The organism is Microbacterium sp. NPDC057407 (genome assembly GCF_042803895.1).
Taxonomy (GTDB): domain Bacteria; phylum Actinomycetota; class Actinomycetes; order Actinomycetales; family Microbacteriaceae; genus Microbacterium.
In genome coordinates, this window is the sequence record NZ_JBHVCA010000003.1 from 579,363 (window position 1) to 597,882 (window position 18,520).

Consider the following 18,520-nt stretch of genomic DNA (forward strand, 5'->3'; position numbering starts at 1 on the left):
CAGGAGCAATTTTGTCGAAGCCGACATCCGCACGTGTCCGTCGTTTCACCGCCACCATCGCCGCCGCGGCGCTGGTGCTCACCGGAGGCCTGATCGCCACGGCGCCGGCCGCAGCCGCCGAGCGCACGTTCGCCCTCGTCGGCAGCCTGCAGAGCGAGCTCGGCTGCTCGGCCGACTGGCAGCCGGAGTGCGCCGCGACCGAACTCGCCGCCACCGGCACCGCGGGCGTCTACGCGGCCGAGTTCGAGGTGCCCGCCGGCACGTACGAGTACAAGGTCGCCGTCGACGACGCCTGGACCGAGTCGTACGGCCTCAACGGCGGCGGCGACAACATCCCGCTCACGGTCGCCGGGCCGGCGACGCTGCGCTTCGTCTTCGACGACAACGTCAAGCGGGTCGGCGTGGAGGCCACGGCCCTCGCCGGCGAGTACACCGGCGCCGACGACGCGCTCGTCGCCGCGCCCGTGCGCCAGCCGGGCAGCGCCGAGCAGTTCTACTTCGTGATGACCGACCGCTTCGCCAACGGCGACACCTCGAACGACACCGGCGGCATCGCCGGGGACCGGCTCGCGAACGGCTTCGACCCGACCGACAAGGGCTTCTACCAGGGCGGCGACCTCGCGGGCCTGCGCTCGCAGCTCGACTACATCGAGGGCCTCGGCACGACCGCGATCTGGCTCACCCCGAGCTTCAAGAACCGGCCCGTGCAGGGCACCGGTGCGAACGCGAGCGCCGGATACCACGGCTACTGGATCACCGACTTCACCCAGATCGACCCGCACCTCGGCACCAACGAAGAGCTCGAAGCACTCATCGCCGACGCCCACGACCGCGGCATCAAGGTCTACTTCGACATCATCACCAACCACACCGCCGACGTCATCGCCTACGAGGGAGGCCAGTACACCTACGTCGACCAGGCCACGAAGCCGTACAAGGACGCGGCCGGCCAGGTCTTCGACCCCGCCGACTACGCCGGCACCGACACGTTCCCCGCCCTCGACCCGGCGACGAGCTTCCCCTATAAGCCGGTCGTCCCCGACGCCGACAAGGACGTCAAGGTCCCCGCGTGGCTGAACGACCCGACGCTGTACCACAACCGCGGGGACTCGACCTGGGCGGGCGAGTCGGTCACGTTCGGCGACTTCGTCGGTCTCGACGACATCATGACCGAGCACCCGACCGTCGTCGACGGCTTCGTCGACGTGTACCAGGGCTGGGTCGACCTCGGCATCGACGGCTTCCGCATCGACACCGCCAAGCACGTCAACTTCGAGTTCTGGGAGACCTGGTCGACCGAGGTGCTCGACTACGCCCACAGCAAGGGCAAGGACGAGTTCTTCATGTTCGGCGAGGTGTACGACGCCGACCCGGCCAAGCTGTCGCCGTACGTGCGCAAGACCGACATGAACTCGGTGCTCGACTTCACGTTCCAGAGCGCCGCCACCGCCTACGCGAAGGGCACCGGCGCCGCCGCCAAGCCGAGCGGCCTGCAGACCCTGTTCGCGGGCGACGACATGTACACGACGCCCGACTCGTCCGCCACGGCACTGCCGACCTTCCTCGGCAACCACGACATGGGCCGCATCGGCTACTTCCTCGCCGGCGCCGACGCGCTGCCCCGCGACGAGCTCGCCCACGAGCTGATGTACCTGACCCGCGGCCAGCCCGTCGTGTACTACGGCGACGAGCAGGGCTTCGCCGGGACCGGCGGCGACAAGGACGCCCGCCAGACGCTGTTCGCCACGCAGACCGTCGAGTACGCGAACCAGCCGCTCGTCACGGGCGGCCAGCTCGGCCAGGTGGACCGCTACGACACCGACGCGCCGCTGTACCAGCACATCGCCGGCCTGGCCGAGCTCCGCGCGAGCCACCCCGCGCTCGAGACCGGTGCCCAGATCGAGCGGTTCGTGGACGATGCCGCGGCCGGCGTCTACGCTTTCAGCCGCGTCGACCGCACCGAGAAGATCGAGTACCTCGTGGCGACGAACAACGCCACGTCGGCTCGCACCGTCTCCATCCCGACGCTCACCGCGAACGCGTCGTTCGCGCCGCTGTACGGCGGCGGCCAGGCCTTCAGCACCGACTCCGCCGGGGTCGCCTCGGTGACCGTGCCCGCGCTGTCGGCGCTGGTGTTCACCGCCGACAAGACCGTGACCGCCCCCGGCCAGGCCGGCGAGCTGACGGTCACCGTGCCGGAGGCGGGCGCGGGCGTCACCGGCGTCGCGCCGGTCTCGGCCGACATCGCCGACGGCGTCTGGGCCGAGACGAGCTTCGCCTGGCGGGTCGTCGGCGACGACGAGTGGCACGCGCTGGGCACCGCCGAAGACACGTCGCCCCGCGTCTTCCACGACACGGCCGGCCTCGCGGCGGGCACGCTCGTCGAGTACCGGGCGGTGTCGACGGATGCCGCGGGCAACCGCTCCGCCGGATCCACCTACGCCTCGATCGGCAACCGCGTGAACGTCTCGGTTCCCGAAGAGCCGGAGGAGCCCGCCGAAGAGCCCGAGCCGCAGGAGCCGACCGACTACGAGTTCGTCAGCGTCCCCGGCAGCTTCAACAGCGAGGCCGGATGCCCCGGCGACTGGCAGCCCGACTGCCAGAACGTGCAGATGGAGCTTGTGAACGGCACCATCTGGCGCCTGAAGCTCACCGACCTCGCGGCGGGCGACTACGCCTACAAGATCGCCGTCGAGAAGTCGTGGGACGAGAACTACGGCGCCGGCGGCGTGGCCGGCGGACCCGACATCGTGCTGAACCACGACGGCGGACCGATCACCTTCTACTTCGACCCGCGCACGAAGAACATCTGGTCCACCGCCGACGGCCCCGTCATCACCCTGCCCGGCTCGCTGCAGAGCGAGCTCGGCTGCCCGGGCGACTGGCAGCCCGACTGCCTCGCGACCATGATGTTCGACCGCGACCGCGACGGGGTGTTCCAGTACACGACCGACGACCTGCCGACCGGCTCCTACGAGGTCAAGGTCGCCCACAACCTTTCGTGGGACGAGAACTACGGCGCCGGCGGTGCCGCGGGCGGTGCGAACATCACGTTCAGCGCGAGCGAGGGCAAGGTGACGACGTTCCGCTACGACCTCGAGTCGCACGTCCTGACCGTGAGGTCCAGCGACCCGCCGCTCGCCGGAACGGGCGAGCTGCGCGCGCACTGGATCGACGTCGACACCATCGCGTGGCCCGCCGACCTCGGCAGCACCGCCGCGGACGCCACCTGGCAGCTGCACGCGTCGGACGAGGCATCCGTCGCTCTCGAGGACGGGGCGATCACCGGTGGTGAGGCGATCGACCTCGCGCGCATCGACGGTGGGCTCACCGCCGACCAGAAGGAGCGCTTCCCGGCACTCGCCGGCTTCACGGCGCTGCGCGTCGAGGGCGTGGACCGGGATGCCGCGGCCGACCTGCTCAAGGGCCAGCTCATGGTGTCGCAGCGCGACGCCGCCGGCACCCTCCGGGCGTACACGGGTGTGCAGATCCCCGGCGTGCTCGACGCGCTCTACGCCGACGCCGTCGCCGACGCCGACCTCGGAGTCGCGTTCACCAACGGCAAGCCGACGTTTCGGCTGTGGGCGCCGACCGCGCAGACGGCGACCCTGCTGACCTGGGACGCCGGCACCGACGGCGACCCGACCCGCCACGAGGCGGCCTGGGACGAGGCATCCGGTGTCTGGACCGTCAAGGGCGCGAAGTCGCTGAAGGGCGACGAGTACCTGTGGGAGATCGAGGTCTACGCGCCCAGCACGGGGAAGATCGAGACGAACCGGGTGACCGACCCGTACTCGGTGGCGCTCACCGTGAACTCGGAGCGGTCGGTCGCCATCGACCTCGACGACAAGTCGTGGAAGCCGAAGCAGTGGGAGAAGACCAAGGCGCCGGTGATCGACCGACCTGTCGACCGGGCGATCTACGAGCTGCACATCCGCGACTTCTCGATCACCGACACGTCGGTGCCCGAGGCGGAGCGCGGCACCTACCGGGCCTTCACGCGCGACAGCGCGGGCACGAAGCAGCTGCGCCAGCTGGCCGACGCGGGCATCAACACGGTGCACCTGCTTCCGTCGTTCGACATCGCCTCGATCGAGGAGGACCGCGCGAAGCAGGCCGTGCCCGACTGCGACCTCGAGTCGTACGGGCCGGCGGGCACCGAGCAGCAGGCGTGCATCGAGAAGATCGCCGACGCCGACGGGTTCAACTGGGGCTACGACCCGTACCACTACTCGGCGCCCGAAGGCTCGTACGCCGTCGACCCCGAGGGCGGAGCGCGCGTGCACGAGTTCCGCGAGATGGTCGGCGCACTGCACGGCATGGGCCTGCAGGTCGTCCTCGACGAGGTCTACAACCACACCGCCCAGTCCGGGCAGGGCGACAAGTCGGTGCTCGACCAGGTCGTGCCCGGCTACTACCACCGCCTGAACCTGGCCGGGAACGTCGAGACCTCGACGTGCTGCCAGAACGTGGCCACCGAGCACGAGGTGGCGCAGAAGCTCATGGTCGACTCCGTCGTGCTGTGGGCGAGCCAGTACAAGGTCGACGGCTTCCGCTTCGACCTCATGGGCCACCACTCGAAGCAGAACATGCTCGAGATCCGCGCGGCGCTCGACGAGCTCACGCTCAAGCGCGACGGCGTCGACGGCAAGAGCATCTACCTGTACGGCGAAGGCTGGAACTTCGGCGAGGTCGCGAACAACGCCCTCTTCGAGCAGGCCACGCAGGGACAGCTCGGCGGTACCGGCATCGGCACGTTCAGCGACCGGCTGCGCGACGCCGTCCACGGCGGCAGCCCGGTCGACGGCTCGTCGATCTTCTACCAGGGCTTCGGCACGGGCCTGTACACCGACCCGAACGGACGCCCGGGCGTTCCCGGTGACCCGGCGGGCGACCTCGCCCGCAAGACCGACCTGGTCAAGCTCGGGCTCGCCGGCAACCTGCGGGACTTCTCGATGACGGCGGCCGACGGCACCGTCAAGGCGGGGAAGCAGTTCGACTACAACGGCTCGCCCGCCGGCTACGCCGACCAGCCCGACGAGGTCATCACGTACGTCGACGCGCACGACAACGAGACGCTCTACGACCACCAGGTCTTCAAGCTCCCGGTCGACACGTCGATGGCCGACCGCGTGCGCATGAACACGCTGTCGCTCGCGACGGTGACCCTGTCCCAGACGCCCTCGTTCTGGCACGCCGGCACCGAGCTGCTGCGCTCGAAGTCGCTCGACCGCAACAGCTACAACTCCGGCGACTGGTTCAACCGCATCGACTGGACCGGCACCGAGTCCACGTTCGGCTCGGGTCTGCCGCGCGAATCCGACAACAAGGACAAGTGGCCGATCATGAAGCCGCTGCTGGAGAACCCCGCCCTCAAGCCGCAGGCGGCCGACATCGCCCAGGCCGAGGCATCCGCTCTCGACCTGCTGCGCGTGCGCGAAGAGGTGGGGCTGCTGCGCCTGGGCTCGGCGGAGCTGATCGAGCAGAAGGTCTCGTTCCCGAACAGCGGGCCGAGCGCCACGCCGGGCGTCATCGTCATGCTGATCGACGACCTCGTGGGCGACGACGTCGACCCCGCCCTCGAGGGTGCGCTGGTGGTGTTCAACGCCTCGCCCGAAGCCACGACGCAGACGGTGCCCGACCTGGCGGGGCGCGGGTTCGCGCTCACGGCGGCGCAGGCGAAGGGCTCCGACCCGGTCGTCAAGACGACGACCTGGGATGCCGCGACCGGCGCGGTCACCGTGCCGGCGAGGTCGGTGGCGGTGCTGGTCGACAAGGCCGACGTGCGCACGGCGGTGCTCGCGGGGCCGGACACGCTCGTCGCGAAGGCGGGCGCGACCGTGAAGGTCACGGGACGGATCGCGGCCGCCGACGGGACGGCTCCGGTCGGCACGGTCACCGTGACCGATGGCGGGAAGGTGATCGCCACCGCGCAGCTCACCGAAGCCGCCAAGGGCAAGGTGTCGATCACACTGCCGAAGCTGTCACGCGGTCTGCACCTGATCCGCACGACCTTCGACGGCACGTCGGGATACGCCGACTCCCGGTCGGTCGTGCCCCTGCCGGTGCTGATCCGCTGACCGCACACGACGGAAGGGCCGCCCGGTACGATCCCGGGCGGCCCTTCCGTATGTCTGCGCTTTCGGCGTCAGGCGACCGTTGCCAAGCGCTCGCGCGGGTTCACGGCCAGCTCGTCGAAGGTCACGACGAGCCCGCTGGCCGACGTGGCGCGCTGAGCCATGTCCTGCAGCGCCGAGCCGTCGAGCTGCTCGGGCTCGGCCTGGTCGAAGACGAAGCGGAGCGGAATCGATTCCTGCAACCAGATCGACGAGCGGCCCGCGGGTCCGTCGTCGGGGTGGCGCCAGCTGAGCGTGAAGCTCTCGGCGCGGCGGAGCTTCGTGGTGATGACCACCTTGAGGTGTGCGAGAAGACGGTCGGGAAACTCGATCGGTTGGTCCGTATCGCCGTAGTAGAGGTATCCCATGGCTTCACTGTACATCTACTTCACCGATCTAGATAAACAATTTAATTTCTCGCTCATCGAAGCGTATGAGTAGGATGTCACGCAGGATTGACGACGGAAGGGGTTCTCGTGCGTTCCAGCACCGGCCGCGCCCGCGTCCGTGAGGCGCTCCTGCGCTACGTCGAGGCCAGGGCCGACGCGCTGGCGTCCGCGCGACGCGAGCTCGGACTGGGCGAGGGTGACGCCCGGGCGCTGCTGCACATCTCCGACAATCCCGGCATCCGCCCCACGCAGCTGCGCGACCATCTGGGCATCACGTCGGCCGGCGTCACGGCGCTGATCGACCGGCTCGCCGAACGCGGCATCGTGCGACGTGAACCCGACGAAGACGACCGGCGCGTCAGCCGCATAACGCTGACCGTCGACCTCGCCGAGGATCCGTGGTCGGTGCTGACCCGTTTCGACTCCGACTTCGACGTCGCCGTGGATGCGGTGGCCGAAGACGAGTGCGTGACCTTCAGCGATCTTCTCGAGTCCCTGACGAGCGCGACGCTCGAGCGCAGCCGGGCCTAGCGGCGATCGAGGGTCAGGCGCGGCCCTCTTCGAGCAGTGCGGCGGATTTCGCCTGAAGGAACGCGCACAGCGCCGAGACGGTCGCCAGTTCGTTGGACAGCTTGAGCAGCCCGGCCGAATCGAGCACCACGGCGACCTCACGGGGCTCCATCGTGACCACCCACCGCGTCGACATCGGGGACTCGGGCTGCACATAGGTCACGGTGGACGCGTGGGCGAGCTGCACGCCCACGAGGCCCGCATCGCCGCCGTCCTCGTTGTCCTGCTCCATGACCTTCAGCGAGCCGGCGGTGGGGTAGCCCAACCGCTCGAACTCCTCGAGCCACGTCTCGAGGGTGCGGCGACTGCGAAACGGCATTCCGTCCCCTTCTGACGATCGGTTCGCTTCTCCGGCAAATGTAATTCACGGGGGCCCGGATACCTATCCGAACGCACTAACCCCTACGGAAGGCGCGCGCAACACCCTGACGTTTACGGTCCACGCGGGCGTACGGTGCTGGTCATGGCGTACGTGCTGCGGGGAGGCCCCAGGGATCGACAGCTCGTCGACGACCTCCCGATCGGGTACCGTGCGGTGGGGGATGCCTCACCCGAGGACGGCGTACGCGTGCAGGGCATGCCGTTCGACGCGGCCGAGTGGATGCCGAGCGAGGCGCGCATCCGCACCAGCGATCCGGTCAGCTCACCGCCCCGGCTGACGGCTCTCTGATTCGGCGGGTCCGCCTCGTGCTACGCAGCGGGTCGGATCGCTGTAGCCAGGTAGCGGCGCACCTCGCCCGACTCCAGCGCGACCGTGACGACGCGGACGATCGTGTCGTCGTCGAGTGCGTCGAAGAACTCGACCGGTGGGCCCACCATCGGCACGATCACGCGACCCGGAGTCCCTTCCGGCGTGAGGACGCGCTCGCCGTGCTCGTAGAGGGGGACCGATTGCATGCCGTCGATCCTCGCCCGCCGGCGGACCGTTGTCGACGGGTCGACCGGAAAACTCAGCAAGTGCTGAGGAAGTCAGATCCACTCGTCGATGAACTCCCCGCCGGCGGCGGGCCTCAGCCGGCGGATGCGGGCCCGCAGCTCCTCCGTGACGGCCTCATCGACGAGCTCGTCCTCTTCGGGTGACGGAACCCGCTTCGCGACGAGCTGGCTCGCGGGCCCGACCAGGAACACGGCGGAACTCGTCTGGCCGTCGTCGTCCCGCACGGGGACCTCGACGCTCTCGGCGGTGTTGACCCGAGCCAGTGCCTGGCTGTAGTCCACCAGGGCGAGCGCAATGTCGTCCCCGGTCCGGAACTCGTTCCCCGCGTAGACGATCACCATCACCCTTCCAGGAGTACACCTCGCACTCGCACTCGTCCTGACCGTTGTCCGTCAGGAAACCGGGTGCTACCGTCCGCCCCCGCCGGCCTCCGCCACTTCCTTGGAATGCCTCGCAGATACGTGGACGTCCATGTAAAATCACCAGTGTGCCAAAGGCGGCACGGTGACTTTCATCAGGATGCCTCACAAGGGCGTGCCGGTGAGGCCGAAGGAGCAACGATGTCCATGACGATCACCACCCCCAGTGCGCAGCTCACCGACGAGGAACGCGCAGCCATCCTCGAAGCGGTCCGCGACTTCGCGGACCAGGAGCTCGCTCCCCACGCCCTCGAGTGGGACGAGACCAAGACGTTCCCCGCCGACACGCTCCGGCGCGGCGGCGCACTCGGGCTGGGCGGCATCTACATCCGCGAGGACCTGGGCGGCAGCGGCCTGAGCCGGCGCGACGCGGTCGCGATCTTCGAGGAGCTCGCCGCCGGGGACCCCGCGATCGCCGCGTACATCAGCATCCACAACATGGTCGCGTGGATGATCGACACCTACGGCTCCGATGAGCAGCGTCGGGCCTGGCTGCCGACCCTCACCTCGATGCAGGGCTTCGGCAGCTACTGCCTCACCGAGCCGGGCGCCGGCTCCGACGCCGCCGCGATCACCACGAGCGCCATCCGCGACGGCGACGAGTTCGTGCTGACCGGCGTCAAGCAGTTCATCTCGGGTGCGGGCGCGGCATCCGTCTACATCGTCATGGCCCGCACGGGAGAGCCCGGCGCTCGCGGGATCACGGCGTTCCTCGTGCCGGCCGACACCGCCGGACTGTCGTTCGGGGCCAACGAGAAGAAGATGGGGTGGAACGCCCAGCCCACCCGGCAGGTCATCCTCGACGAGGTCCGGGTGCCGGTGTCGAACGTGCTCGGCGTCGAGGGCCAGGGCTTCAAGATCGCGATGTCGGCGCTCGACGGCGGGCGCATCAACATCGCGGCCTGCTCGCTCGGCGGCGCGCAGTGGGCCCTCGACCGTGCGGTGCGCTACGTGCACGAGCGGTTCACCTTCGGCGAGCCCCTCGCCGAGAAGCAGTCCGTCGTCTTCACCCTCGCCGACATGGCGACCGAGCTGCGCGCCGCGCGAGCGCTGCTGCGGGATGCCGCCGCCGCCCTCGACGCGAAGACTCCGGATGCCTCCACCCAGTGCGCGATGGCGAAGAGATTCGCCACCGACGTCGGCTTCCGCGTGGCGAACGACGCGCTGCAGCTGCACGGCGGCTACGGCTACCTGCACGAGTACGGCATCGAGAAGGTCGTCCGCGACCTCCGGGTGCACCAGATCCTCGAGGGCACGAACGAGATCATGCGGGTCATCGTCGGCCGCGATCTGCTGGGAGCCTGACATGCGCATCGCGTTCCTCGGCCTCGGCCACATGGGCCTGCCGATGGCGACCAACCTGGCTAAGGCCGGTCACGACGTCGTCGGATTCGACGTGTTCGAGGCAGCGACGGATGCCGCGGCCGCCGCCGGTCTCACGGTGGCGTCATCCGGACCGGACGCCGTGCGTACGGCATCCGCCGACATCGTGATCACGATGTTCCAGAAGGGGTCGCAGGTGCTGGACGCCTACCGCGGTGCGGACGGCGCCGACGGACTGCTCGCCGCCGCGGCGCCCGGCACGCTGTTCATCGACTCGTCGACGATCGCCGTCGACGAGGCCCGCGCCGCCCACGCCCTCGCGACGGAATCCGGCCACCGCGCTCTCGACGCCCCGGTGTCGGGTGGTGTGGTGGGGGCCGAGAATGCCACGCTCGCGTTCATGGTCGGGGGCGGCGCCGACGATTTCGAGGTCGCGCGACCGGTGCTCGAGGCGATGGGCCGCCGGATCGTCCACTGCGGCGGCGCCGGGCTCGGGCAGGCGGCGAAGGTGTGCAACAACATGATCCTCGCGGTCTCGCAGATCGCCGTGGCGGAGGCGTTCGTGCTCGGCGAGCGGCTGGGGCTCTCGCACCAGGCGCTGTTCGACGTCGCCTCGAACGCGTCGGGGCAGTGCTGGGCCCTCACCACCAACTGCCCCGTGCCGGGCCCCGTGCCGACGAGCCCCGCCAACCGCGACTACCAGCCGGGCTTCGCGGGTGCGCTCATGGCGAAAGACCTCGGCCTCGCCGAGCACGCGATCGGGTCGACCGGGGTCGAGGCGCGCATGGGCCTCCTCGCCCGGGAGATCTACCGCGAGTTCGCCGAAGGCGACGGCGCCCGGCAGGACTTCTCGGGGATCATCCACACCATCCGGGATCACAGCACCTGATCTGGTGAGATGTCAGAGACCCGACGAGGAAGCAGGCACGCGATGACCGAGTACGAGACGATCCTGGTCGAGACGCGGGGACGCGTCGGCTGGATCACGCTGAACCGCCCCGAGGCACTCAACGCGCTCAACACCCAGGTCATGCGGGAGGTGGTGGCCGCGGCATCCGCTTTCGATGCGGACGAGGGGATCGGAGCCATCGTCGTCACGGGGTCGGATCGCGCCTTCGCCGCCGGGGCCGACATCAAGGAGATGGAGTCCAAGTCGGGCCTCGACATGCTGATGGCCGACCACTTCGGCGGCTGGTCGCAGTTCGCGGCAGTGCGCACGCCCGTCATCGCCGCGGTGGCGGGGTATGCCCTCGGCGGCGGCTGCGAGCTGGCGATGATGTGCGACATCATCCTCGCCGCCGACACGGCGCGGTTCGGCCAGCCCGAGATCAACCTCGGCGTCATCCCGGGGATGGGCGGCTCGCAGCGCCTCCTCCGCGCCGTCGGGTACTACAAGGCCGCCGACCTCATCCTGTCGGGACGCATGATGGACGCCTCGGAGGCCGAGCGCTCGGGCCTGGTGTCGCGGGTCGTGCCCGCCGCCGACCTCCTCGACGAGGCCGCGAAGCTGGCCGAGGGCATCGCCGCGAAGTCGCTGCCGTCGCTCTACGCCGCGAAGGCCGTGCTGGATGCCGCGATGGAGGTGCCGCTCGCCGAGGGTCTGCGCCTCGAGCGCCACGTCTTCGCGAGCCTGTTCGACACCGCGGACCAGAAGGAGGGAATGGCCGCCTTCCGCGAGAAGCGGTCACCCGACTTCACGCACCGGTGACCCGGGTGGCATGGGGTCAGTGGGGGTCAGAGGGGGTCGGGCTGGGGTCGCGGATCGGTGAAATCGCCCGCGTCCTTGCGGAACCGGGCGATGATGCGCACGAGTTCGGCGGTGTCGTCGTCGCTCAACCCCACCTGCTCGAAGACCTGCTCGTTCAGCGCGGCCGTCGCGTCTTCGACCAGGTGGACGCCCGCCGGGGTGATCACGAGCATCGCCGCGCGGCCGTCGATCGGGTGCGGCTCGCGCGACACCAGCCCGTCGCGCGCCAGCCGGTCGACCGTGTTGGTGACGCTGGTCGGATGCACCTGCAGTCGCGCGATCGCGCTGGCCATCGGCATCCGTCCCGTGCGCGTGAAGGCGAGGAGCCGCAGCATCTCGTACCGCGCGAACGACAGGCCGAAGGGCTTGAGAGTCGCGTCGATGCGCGCGAACAGGAGCTGCTGCGCGCGGATGATCGACGTGACGGCGGTCATGCCCGCGGCGGCGGGCTCCCAGCCGTGCGCCACCCACTGGCGCTTGGCCTCGGCGATGGGATCGACGGGCAGTCGACGGGGCGCAGACACAGGGAACCTCCTGCGTCCACCGTATCGCCGCGCCCCCGTTCGGGTGCGCCGTTTGGCGGGTCTGTGGACAACCCGGAAGGTCGCCGCGGCCGCCGTTGTGGGCGTTCCACCGTCGATTCGGCGCGCGAACGGGCGCGCCCTAGACTCGTGCGCATCGTGAGGAGATGGCAATGAAGATCGTCGTCCTGGTCAAGGAAGTCCCGGATACGTACGGGGATCGCAAGCTCAGTCTCGAGACGGGCCTCGCCGACCGCGCCGCCAGTGAGTCGGTTCTCGACGAGATCGGCGAACGCGCTCTCGAGGTCGCCCTCTCGTACGCCGACAACACCCCCGGAACCGAGGTCGTCGTCCTGTCGATGGCGCCCGAGTCGGCCGTGACCACCATCCGCAAGGGCCTGGCCATGGGGGCGGCGTCGGCCGTGCAGGTGGTCGACGAAGAGCTGCTCGGCGCCGACATCGGACTGACCGCCGAGGTCATCGCCGCCGCGCTGCGGCGCACCGGCTTCGACCTCGTGATCGCCGGGAACCAGTCGACCGACGGATCGGGCGGCGTGCTCCCCGCGATGGTCGCCGAGCTGCTCGACGTCCCCGCCGCCACGTACCTCAGCTCGATCGAGATCGCGGAAGGCTCGGTCACCGGTGTTCGCGCCTCGGACGGCGCGACCGCGCAGGTGTCTGCCGAGCTGCCCGCGGTCGTGTCGATCACCGAGGCGCTGCCCGACGCCCGGTTCCCGAACTTCAAGGGCATCATGGCCGCCAAGAAGAAGCCCTTCGAGACGGTGTCGCTCGCCGACCTCGGCATCGACCCGCACACGGTCGAGAGCTCGCGGTCGATCGTCCTCGCCCTGAGCGAGAAGCCGCCGCGCCAGGCCGGGGTCAAGATCGTCGACGAGGGCGACGCCGGCGAGAAGCTCGCCGAGTTCCTCATCCAGAACCGCCTCGCCTGAAGGATGCCCGACATGACGTATGCCGACGACTCGATCCTCGTCCTGCTCGACGTGACGCCCTCCGGCGCCCTCGCCAAGTCCGCGGCGGGCCTCCTCGGCGCGGCCGCCCAGGTCGGCACACCGGTGGCGCTCATCGTCGGGGATGAGAAGCTGGCAGCCGACGCGGCGGCGCTGGGCGCGGCATCCGTCATCGTCGCGTCTCCCGGTGAGGGACTCGTGGTTCCCGTGGTCGACGCGCTCGTGGCCGCGGCCGACGTGGTGCGGCCCGACGCCGTGGTGGCGTCGCACTCGATCGAGGGCCGCGAGGCGGCGGCGCGGTTCGCGGTGCGGACGCGGTCGGGGCTCGCGTACGACGCGGTGGGACTCTCGCGCGACGCCGAAGGGGTCGTCGCGCAGCACTCGGTCTTCGGAGGCGCGTACTCGGTCGACTCCGCCGTGACCTGGGGCGCGCCGGTCATCACGATCCGCCAGGGTGCGATCGACGCCCGCGCCGAGGCGGTCGCGTCGGCGCCGGTCGAGAAGCTGTCGGTCACCCCGTCGGGCCGCAAGGCTGCGGCGGTCGCGTCGGTCGAAGAGGCGGTGGTCTCGTCGTCGCGTCCCGAGCTGCGCGGTGCGGCGAAGGTCGTCTCGGGCGGCCGGGGGCTCGGATCGGGCGACGGGTTCGCGCTGGTCGACCAGCTCGCCGATGTGCTGGGCGCGGCCGTGGGCGCCTCCCGCGCGGCCGTCGACGCCGGATACGTGCCGCAGTCGTACCAGGTCGGGCAGACGGGCGTGTCGGTGTCGCCGCAGCTGTACGTCGCCCTCGGCATCTCGGGCGCGATCCAGCACAAGGCGGGCATGCAGACCGCGAAGACCATCGTGGCGATCAACAAGGACGCGGATGCCCCGATCTTCGAGATCGCGGACTACGGCGTCGTCGGCGACCTGTTCACCGTGGTGCCGCAGCTGATCGCGGCCCTCGAGGCGAAGAAGGCGTAGGGCGCGTGGCGACCTTTGGAGCGACCCTTCGCCGCGGGCTGCCCCGGCGTCCCGGCGGCGAGCCCTGGCCGCCCGCCGCCGACGCGCCCGAGGCTGCTGCGGCGGTTCCTGCGGTTCCGGCGGACGTGGCGGTTCTCGGCGACGAGAGCGCCGATTCGCGGCATTCGCTGCAGAAGCAGACGCCGCAGTTGCAGGAAGGTGCAGCGCAGCCGCATCCCGCGCCCGCCGCCATCTCCGCAACGCCCGTGGGTGCCGGGGGTCCGGGTGCTCGGACGCTGCGTCGCGGCTTGCCCCGTGTGCCCGGGGGCGAGCCGTGGCCCCCCGCCGCGGCTGCCGCGGCGGCGGTTTTCGAGGCGCCGGCATCCGAGGCATCCGTCGCCCCCGCTGCTGGCGAGGCGCTGGGTTCTCGCGACGAGGCGCAGGTGCCACCGCACGAGACGCCCGATCCTGCGCCCGTTGCCACCCCGATGGGTGCTGCCTCGACCGGCACTGCTTCGACCGACGCCGCCGCGGCAGGTGCGCGGCCGCTGCGGCGAGGCCTGCCCCGCGTCGCCGGCGGCGAACCGTGGCCAGCCGCGGGGACGGCTCCCGTCGCCCACGCCGCGCGCGGGGCGCTTTCGGCGGGGGGTGCCGTGGTCAGTGACGTGGCCGAGGCATCCGTCGCCGTGGCCGCCGAGGGGCGTGCTTCTCGCGAAGCGGCGCAGGTGACGGAGCGTCAGACGGCGGATGCTGCGCCCGCAGCTCACTCGACGCGCGCAGCCGACGAAACCGTCGCCGTGTCCTCGGCTTCGCCCGGCGTCGCTGCAACCGCTGCGTCACCGGATGCGCCGCGGGCCGTCGTCGTCGCGGCGGACGGACCCCGCGCGCCCCTTCCGTTCACGCCGACCGTGTGGCCGGGAGCGGCGGCTCGGTCGCGGCCGGAACCCCGTCCCGAGCCGACCCGCATCGGGCCGTTCACCCGCCTGCAGTGGGCGGGCGCGGTCATCGTCGGCGGCGCGGGCCTGCTGTACGCCGCCGCGCTGGCCGTCTTCGCGGTGCGGTGGCTGCTGAGCACGGGGTGGGGAATGGACTTCCTCGCCGCCTATCCCGGCGAGTACCACCTGCCCGAGGGCGCCCCGGTCGGATTCCCCGCCTGGCTCGGGTGGCAGCACTTCTTCAACGTGTTCCTGATGGTGCTCATCATCCGTTCGGGCCTGCAGGTGCGCACCGAGAAGCGGCCCACCGCGTTCTGGTCCCCGCGCCGCGACGCGAAGCGCAAGATCAGCCTGAACCTGTGGTTCCACCAGTCGCTCGACATCCTGTGGATCGTCAACGGCGTGATCTTCGTGATCCTGCTGTTCGTCACCGGTCAGTGGATGCGGATCGTGCCGACCTCGTGGGAGGTGTTCCCCAACGCGGTGTCGGCGGCGCTGCAGTACGTGTCGCTCGACTGGCCGACCGAGAACGGGTGGGTCAACTACAACTCGCTGCAGCAGCTCGCGTACTTCGCGACCGTGTTCCTCGCCGCGCCGCTCGCCATCGTCACCGGGGTGCGCATGAGCGGCGTGTGGCCGAAGAACGCGACGGCGCTGAACAAGGCCTATCCGGTGGAGTGGGCTCGGGCCGTGCACTTCCCCGTGATGATCTACTTCGTCCTGTTCATCTTCATCCACGTCGTCCTCGTGTTCGCGACCGGGGCGCTGCGCAACCTGAACCACATGTACGCGGCGACGGACGAGGTGAACTGGGTCGGGTTCTGGATCTTCGCCGTCTCGATGCTGGTCATCGCGGCGGCCTGGGTCGCTGCGCGCCCGCTCGTCCTCGCCCCCATCGCGAGACTGTTTGGGAAGGTCAGCGGCCGCTGACCGAGCCCGACCCGGATGCCGCGCCCGCCGCGAAGCCCTCGGCGTAGGCCTCATCGGTCCCGAGCCGGAACATGTCGCGCTCGAGCGGCCTGACGATGGACCGCGCACCGGGAAGATCGAGCGACCCGACGAGGTCGCCGCGTCCGCGCACGACCGCGACCGGCAGGCGGGCGGCCTTGCCCTTCACGAGGTCGGCGGCGGCGGCGAGCTCGTCGGCCACGCACGGCATCGTGACGACGAGCGCGCGGCCCTCCGCGTCGGTGCCTCCTCGCAGGTCCTCGAAGACGTGCACGCCACCGGCGCCGATCGCGTGGTCGGTCTGCCCCTCGCGCCAGGCCCGGCCCAGCGTGTCCGACACGAGGACGCCCACCTCGACGCCGAGCCGTTCCCGCAGGCCGGCGGCGATGGCGCGGGCCGAGGCATCCGGATCCTCCGGCAGCAGCAGGATCGTGCCCTCCGGCGTGTTCGACGCGTCGACCCCCGCCGCCGCCGACACCATGCCCAGCCGGTTCTGCACGATGCGGGTCACGTGACCGCCCGGCGTCGGCCGCGTCGCCACGACCCGCACCGTCTCGGCGGTGATCGCGTCCTCGCGGTCGTCGGCGGCGACGATGCGTCCCTCGGCCTTCGACACGATCTTCGACGTCACGACCAGGATGTCTCCGTCGGCGAGGCCGCCGGCCGCGGCATCCGCGATCACGGACACGAGGTCGGTGCCGGGCGTGATCTCGGGGATCCCCGCGAGCGGCCACACGGTCAGGGGAGCGGACGTCGAAGACACCCTCCCAGCATCGCTCACCGGAGCGCCGGCGGACGAACCGCGACGGCCGTCAGCGGACGAACCGCACCTCGGTGAGGGTCTCGCCCAGGAACGGCTCGGTGTGCGTGGCGCCGTCGAGGGTGAACCCGTTGCGCGTGTAGAACCGGTGCGCGCGGGGGTTGTCTTCGGCGACCCACAGGTACACCTGCTCGTCGGCGCCGATCACCGCGTCGAATAGCTTCTGGCCGATGCCGGTGCCGTGGTACGCGTCGAGCAGGTAGATGAAGTACAGCTCGCGGAAGCGCGGCGCATCGCGATCGCGGGCCGGACCCGACCCCGCGAAGCCCACGATCTCGCCCTTCACGAGGGCGGCGTACATCTTGAACTCGGGACCCTGGACGGCCCAGTGGGTCCACAGCTCCGCCATGCGGCGGGGTGAGACGGCTTCGAGCGCCGCCTTGCTGATGAGGTGGTCGTAGGTCTCGTGCCAGCAGGTGGCGTGCACCCGCCCGAGGGCTTCTGCGTCGACGTCGCGCACCGGACGGACGACGATGTCGGTCTGGAGTTCCGCTTCCATGGCCAGACTCTACGCTCGGCGTCCCGCGACGCGAAATCGAGCGGACACCGCTTGACGTGCGGGCCGGCAAGGGTCCGGATGCCGCGCCACGGGCCTGTCGGGAATTTACAACGGAATGTCGATCACGGTCGAGGATCGCTACCATCGCTCGTCGTGAACGTGATCTGGCGCACCATTCTCGTGATGCTGAGCGCGCGGCGACGGACGCGCCGCGAGGGCCGGCTCGGACCGACCGCGATCAGCCGCATCCGCCTGACCACGCTCCCCACCGACATCGACCTGCTGCTGCACATGAACAACGGCCGCTACCTGTCGCTGTTCGACCTCGGGCGGTGGGACCTGCTCGTGCGGACCGGCCTGTGGGACGTCATGAAGGCGAAGGGCTGGTACGCGGTCGTCTCCAGTGAGACGGTGACCTTCCGCAAGTCGCTCCAGCTGTGGCAGCGGTTCGACATCGAGTCGCGCATGGTCGGCCACGACGACAAGGCGGTCTACCTCGAGCATCGAGCGGTCGTCGACGGCGAGGTGTACGCGCGGGTGATCGTGCGCGCCCGCATGATGAAGCGCAGCGGCGGGACGCTCTCGCACGAGGAGCTGTTCGGTGCCGTCGGGTACCCCGACGGGATCCCCGAGGTGGAGCCGTGGGTGCACGACTGGGCCGCGGCATCCGCTCTCCCGCCCACCCGTGCAGAGGCGCCGAGCGTCTGGAACTGACCTCGGGCTAGCGCACCCCCGGCGGGCGCGCAAGGCGTTTGCCGGTAGCCGGCCGGCCGGGTTGCCTGGGTTACGGGAGCGTCGGCACCCTCGCCGGCGCGGGAGGGACAGGGTCGTGGACACCACAACTCTCATCTGGATCATCGTGGGCGTGCTCGTGGTCGCCGTCATCGTCGTCGTGGTGCTGCTGCTCACGGCGCGCGGCCGCAGGGAGAAGAGGGCCGCCGCCCAGCACGAGCGGGCCGAGAAGCTGCGCGCCGAGGCGCGCGAGGCCGAGATGGCCGCGCGGGAGCGCGAGGCGCAGGTCGCCCAGGCCCGAGCCGATTCGGTGTCGGCCGCCGCCGCGGCGGAGCAGGCGAAGGCGCGTGCGGCGCAGGCGTCGATCGACGCCGAGAAGCGGGCCGCGGCCGTCGACGAGCACGCCGCCGACGCCGAGAAGCACCGCGCCGAGCAGGCCGAGCGCCTCCGCAAGGCGGACGAGGTCGACCCGTACGTCACCGACGAGCGGACGGATGCCTCGGGGACGCAGCGATCGGGAACGGATGCCTCGGCCCCGGTCTCGGCGAGCGACGACCGGCGCTCATACCGCGAGTCGGCGCAGGACCCGCAGGAGCGGGTCGTGGAGCGTACCGAGGACCGCACGCAGGACCGGTCGGGGACCGATCGGGTCTGAGT

The 18,520-nt window shown here is 70.6% G+C and carries 18 protein-coding genes; 11 read left to right on the forward strand and 7 right to left on the reverse strand.

Annotated features, from left to right (window positions below; all coding sequences use genetic code 11):
* Nucleotides 1–11: 11 nt before the first annotated feature.
* Nucleotides 12–6,080, forward strand: a complete 6,069-nt coding sequence (gene pulA / locus ACFUTX_RS11530; RefSeq protein ID WP_378864393.1) for a pullulanase-type alpha-1,6-glucosidase — start codon at nt 12–14, stop codon at nt 6,078–6,080.
* Between the two features lie 68 nt (nt 6,081–6,148).
* Here the strand turns inward: pulA and ACFUTX_RS11535 are convergent, their stop codons facing one another.
* On the reverse strand, nt 6,149–6,484 hold the full coding sequence (locus ACFUTX_RS11535; protein WP_378864396.1) for a hypothetical protein: 336 nt from the start codon (nt 6,482–6,484) through the stop codon (nt 6,149–6,151).
* A gap of 108 nt (nt 6,485–6,592) precedes the next feature.
* Between ACFUTX_RS11535 and ACFUTX_RS11540 the strand changes: the two genes are divergently transcribed.
* Complete coding sequence (locus ACFUTX_RS11540; RefSeq protein ID WP_378864399.1) at nt 6,593–7,036, forward strand: MarR family winged helix-turn-helix transcriptional regulator; 444 nt, start codon at nt 6,593–6,595, stop codon at nt 7,034–7,036.
* Between the two features lie 13 nt (nt 7,037–7,049).
* Here ACFUTX_RS11540 and ACFUTX_RS11545 read toward each other — a convergent pair whose 3' ends face one another.
* The gene (locus ACFUTX_RS11545) at nt 7,050–7,394 is read right to left on the reverse strand and encodes a hypothetical protein (RefSeq protein WP_378864401.1); all 345 of its coding nucleotides are present in this window, start codon (nt 7,392–7,394) and stop codon (nt 7,050–7,052) included.
* 144 nt (nt 7,395–7,538) lie between these two features.
* On the opposite strand from ACFUTX_RS11545, the gene ACFUTX_RS11550 reads away from it, so the two are divergent.
* Entirely contained in the window at nt 7,539–7,745 is a 207-nt protein-coding gene (locus ACFUTX_RS11550) for a hypothetical protein (RefSeq protein ID WP_378864404.1), read from the forward strand.
* Nucleotides 7,746–7,765: 20 nt separating this feature from the next.
* On the opposite strand, the gene ACFUTX_RS11555 is transcribed toward ACFUTX_RS11550, so the two are convergent.
* Both ACFUTX_RS11555 and ACFUTX_RS11560 read right to left on the reverse strand, forming a co-directional pair.
* Entirely contained in the window at nt 7,766–7,972 is a 207-nt protein-coding gene (locus ACFUTX_RS11555) for a hypothetical protein (RefSeq protein WP_378864406.1), read from the reverse strand.
* A 72-nt stretch (nt 7,973–8,044) separates the two neighbouring features.
* Nucleotides 8,045–8,353 carry a hypothetical protein gene (locus tag ACFUTX_RS11560; RefSeq protein ID WP_378864409.1) on the reverse strand — a complete coding sequence of 103 codons (309 nt, stop codon included), beginning with the start codon at nt 8,351–8,353 and terminating at the stop codon, nt 8,045–8,047.
* Between the two features lie 219 nt (nt 8,354–8,572).
* On the opposite strand from ACFUTX_RS11560, the gene ACFUTX_RS11565 reads away from it, so the two are divergent.
* Genes ACFUTX_RS11565 through ACFUTX_RS11575 form a run of 3 tightly spaced genes read left to right on the forward strand, consistent with a single transcriptional unit; the run spans nt 8,573 to nt 11,462 of the window.
* Entirely contained in the window at nt 8,573–9,736 is a 1,164-nt protein-coding gene (locus ACFUTX_RS11565) for an acyl-CoA dehydrogenase family protein (RefSeq protein WP_378864412.1), read from the forward strand.
* 1 nt (nt 9,737) lies between these two features.
* Nucleotides 9,738–10,643, forward strand: coding sequence for a 3-hydroxyisobutyrate dehydrogenase (gene mmsB / locus ACFUTX_RS11570; RefSeq protein WP_378864414.1), 906 nt, complete (start codon nt 9,738–9,740; stop codon nt 10,641–10,643).
* Between the two features lie 42 nt (nt 10,644–10,685).
* Entirely contained in the window at nt 10,686–11,462 is a 777-nt protein-coding gene (locus tag ACFUTX_RS11575; RefSeq protein ID WP_378864416.1) for an enoyl-CoA hydratase, read from the forward strand.
* Nucleotides 11,463–11,488: 26 nt separating this feature from the next.
* On the opposite strand, the gene ACFUTX_RS11580 is transcribed toward ACFUTX_RS11575, so the two are convergent.
* The gene (locus ACFUTX_RS11580; protein WP_378864419.1) at nt 11,489–12,025 is read right to left on the reverse strand and encodes a MarR family winged helix-turn-helix transcriptional regulator; all 537 of its coding nucleotides are present in this window, start codon (nt 12,023–12,025) and stop codon (nt 11,489–11,491) included.
* 170 nt (nt 12,026–12,195) lie between these two features.
* Here ACFUTX_RS11580 and ACFUTX_RS11585 point away from each other — a divergent pair, with 170 nt between their 5' ends.
* From ACFUTX_RS11585 to ACFUTX_RS11595, 3 genes are read left to right on the forward strand one after another with little or no spacing between them, the layout of a single operon-like run.
* Nucleotides 12,196–12,972 (forward strand): electron transfer flavoprotein subunit beta/FixA family protein, encoded by a 777-nt coding sequence (locus ACFUTX_RS11585; RefSeq protein WP_378864422.1) that lies wholly within the window; start codon nt 12,196–12,198, stop codon nt 12,970–12,972.
* Nucleotides 12,973–12,984: 12 nt separating this feature from the next.
* A complete protein-coding gene (locus ACFUTX_RS11590; RefSeq protein ID WP_378864425.1) occupies nt 12,985–13,950 on the forward strand; it encodes an electron transfer flavoprotein subunit alpha/FixB family protein in 966 nt (321 codons plus the stop codon).
* 5 nt (nt 13,951–13,955) lie between these two features.
* On the forward strand, nt 13,956–15,794 hold the full coding sequence (locus ACFUTX_RS11595) for a cytochrome b/b6 domain-containing protein (protein WP_378864427.1): 1,839 nt from the start codon (nt 13,956–13,958) through the stop codon (nt 15,792–15,794).
* On the opposite strand, the gene ACFUTX_RS11600 is transcribed toward ACFUTX_RS11595, so the two are convergent.
* Entirely contained in the window at nt 15,781–16,575 is a 795-nt protein-coding gene (locus ACFUTX_RS11600; RefSeq protein WP_378864430.1) for a coenzyme F420-0:L-glutamate ligase, read from the reverse strand. The two genes, ACFUTX_RS11595 and ACFUTX_RS11600, sit on opposite strands and share 14 nt — an antisense overlap.
* Before the next feature lie 49 nt (nt 16,576–16,624).
* Nucleotides 16,625–17,131, reverse strand: a complete 507-nt coding sequence (locus ACFUTX_RS11605) for a GNAT family N-acetyltransferase (RefSeq protein WP_378864433.1) — start codon at nt 17,129–17,131, stop codon at nt 16,625–16,627.
* Nucleotides 17,132–17,284: 153 nt separating this feature from the next.
* Between ACFUTX_RS11605 and ACFUTX_RS11610 the strand changes: the two genes are divergently transcribed.
* Together ACFUTX_RS11610 and ACFUTX_RS11615 are read left to right on the forward strand one after the other, a co-directional pair.
* Nucleotides 17,285–17,845, forward strand: a complete 561-nt coding sequence (locus ACFUTX_RS11610; protein ID WP_378864436.1) for a thioesterase family protein — start codon at nt 17,285–17,287, stop codon at nt 17,843–17,845.
* Between the two features lie 115 nt (nt 17,846–17,960).
* On the forward strand, nt 17,961–18,518 hold the full coding sequence (locus tag ACFUTX_RS11615; RefSeq protein ID WP_378864439.1) for a hypothetical protein: 558 nt from the start codon (nt 17,961–17,963) through the stop codon (nt 18,516–18,518).
* Nucleotides 18,519–18,520: the final 2 nt, after the last annotated feature.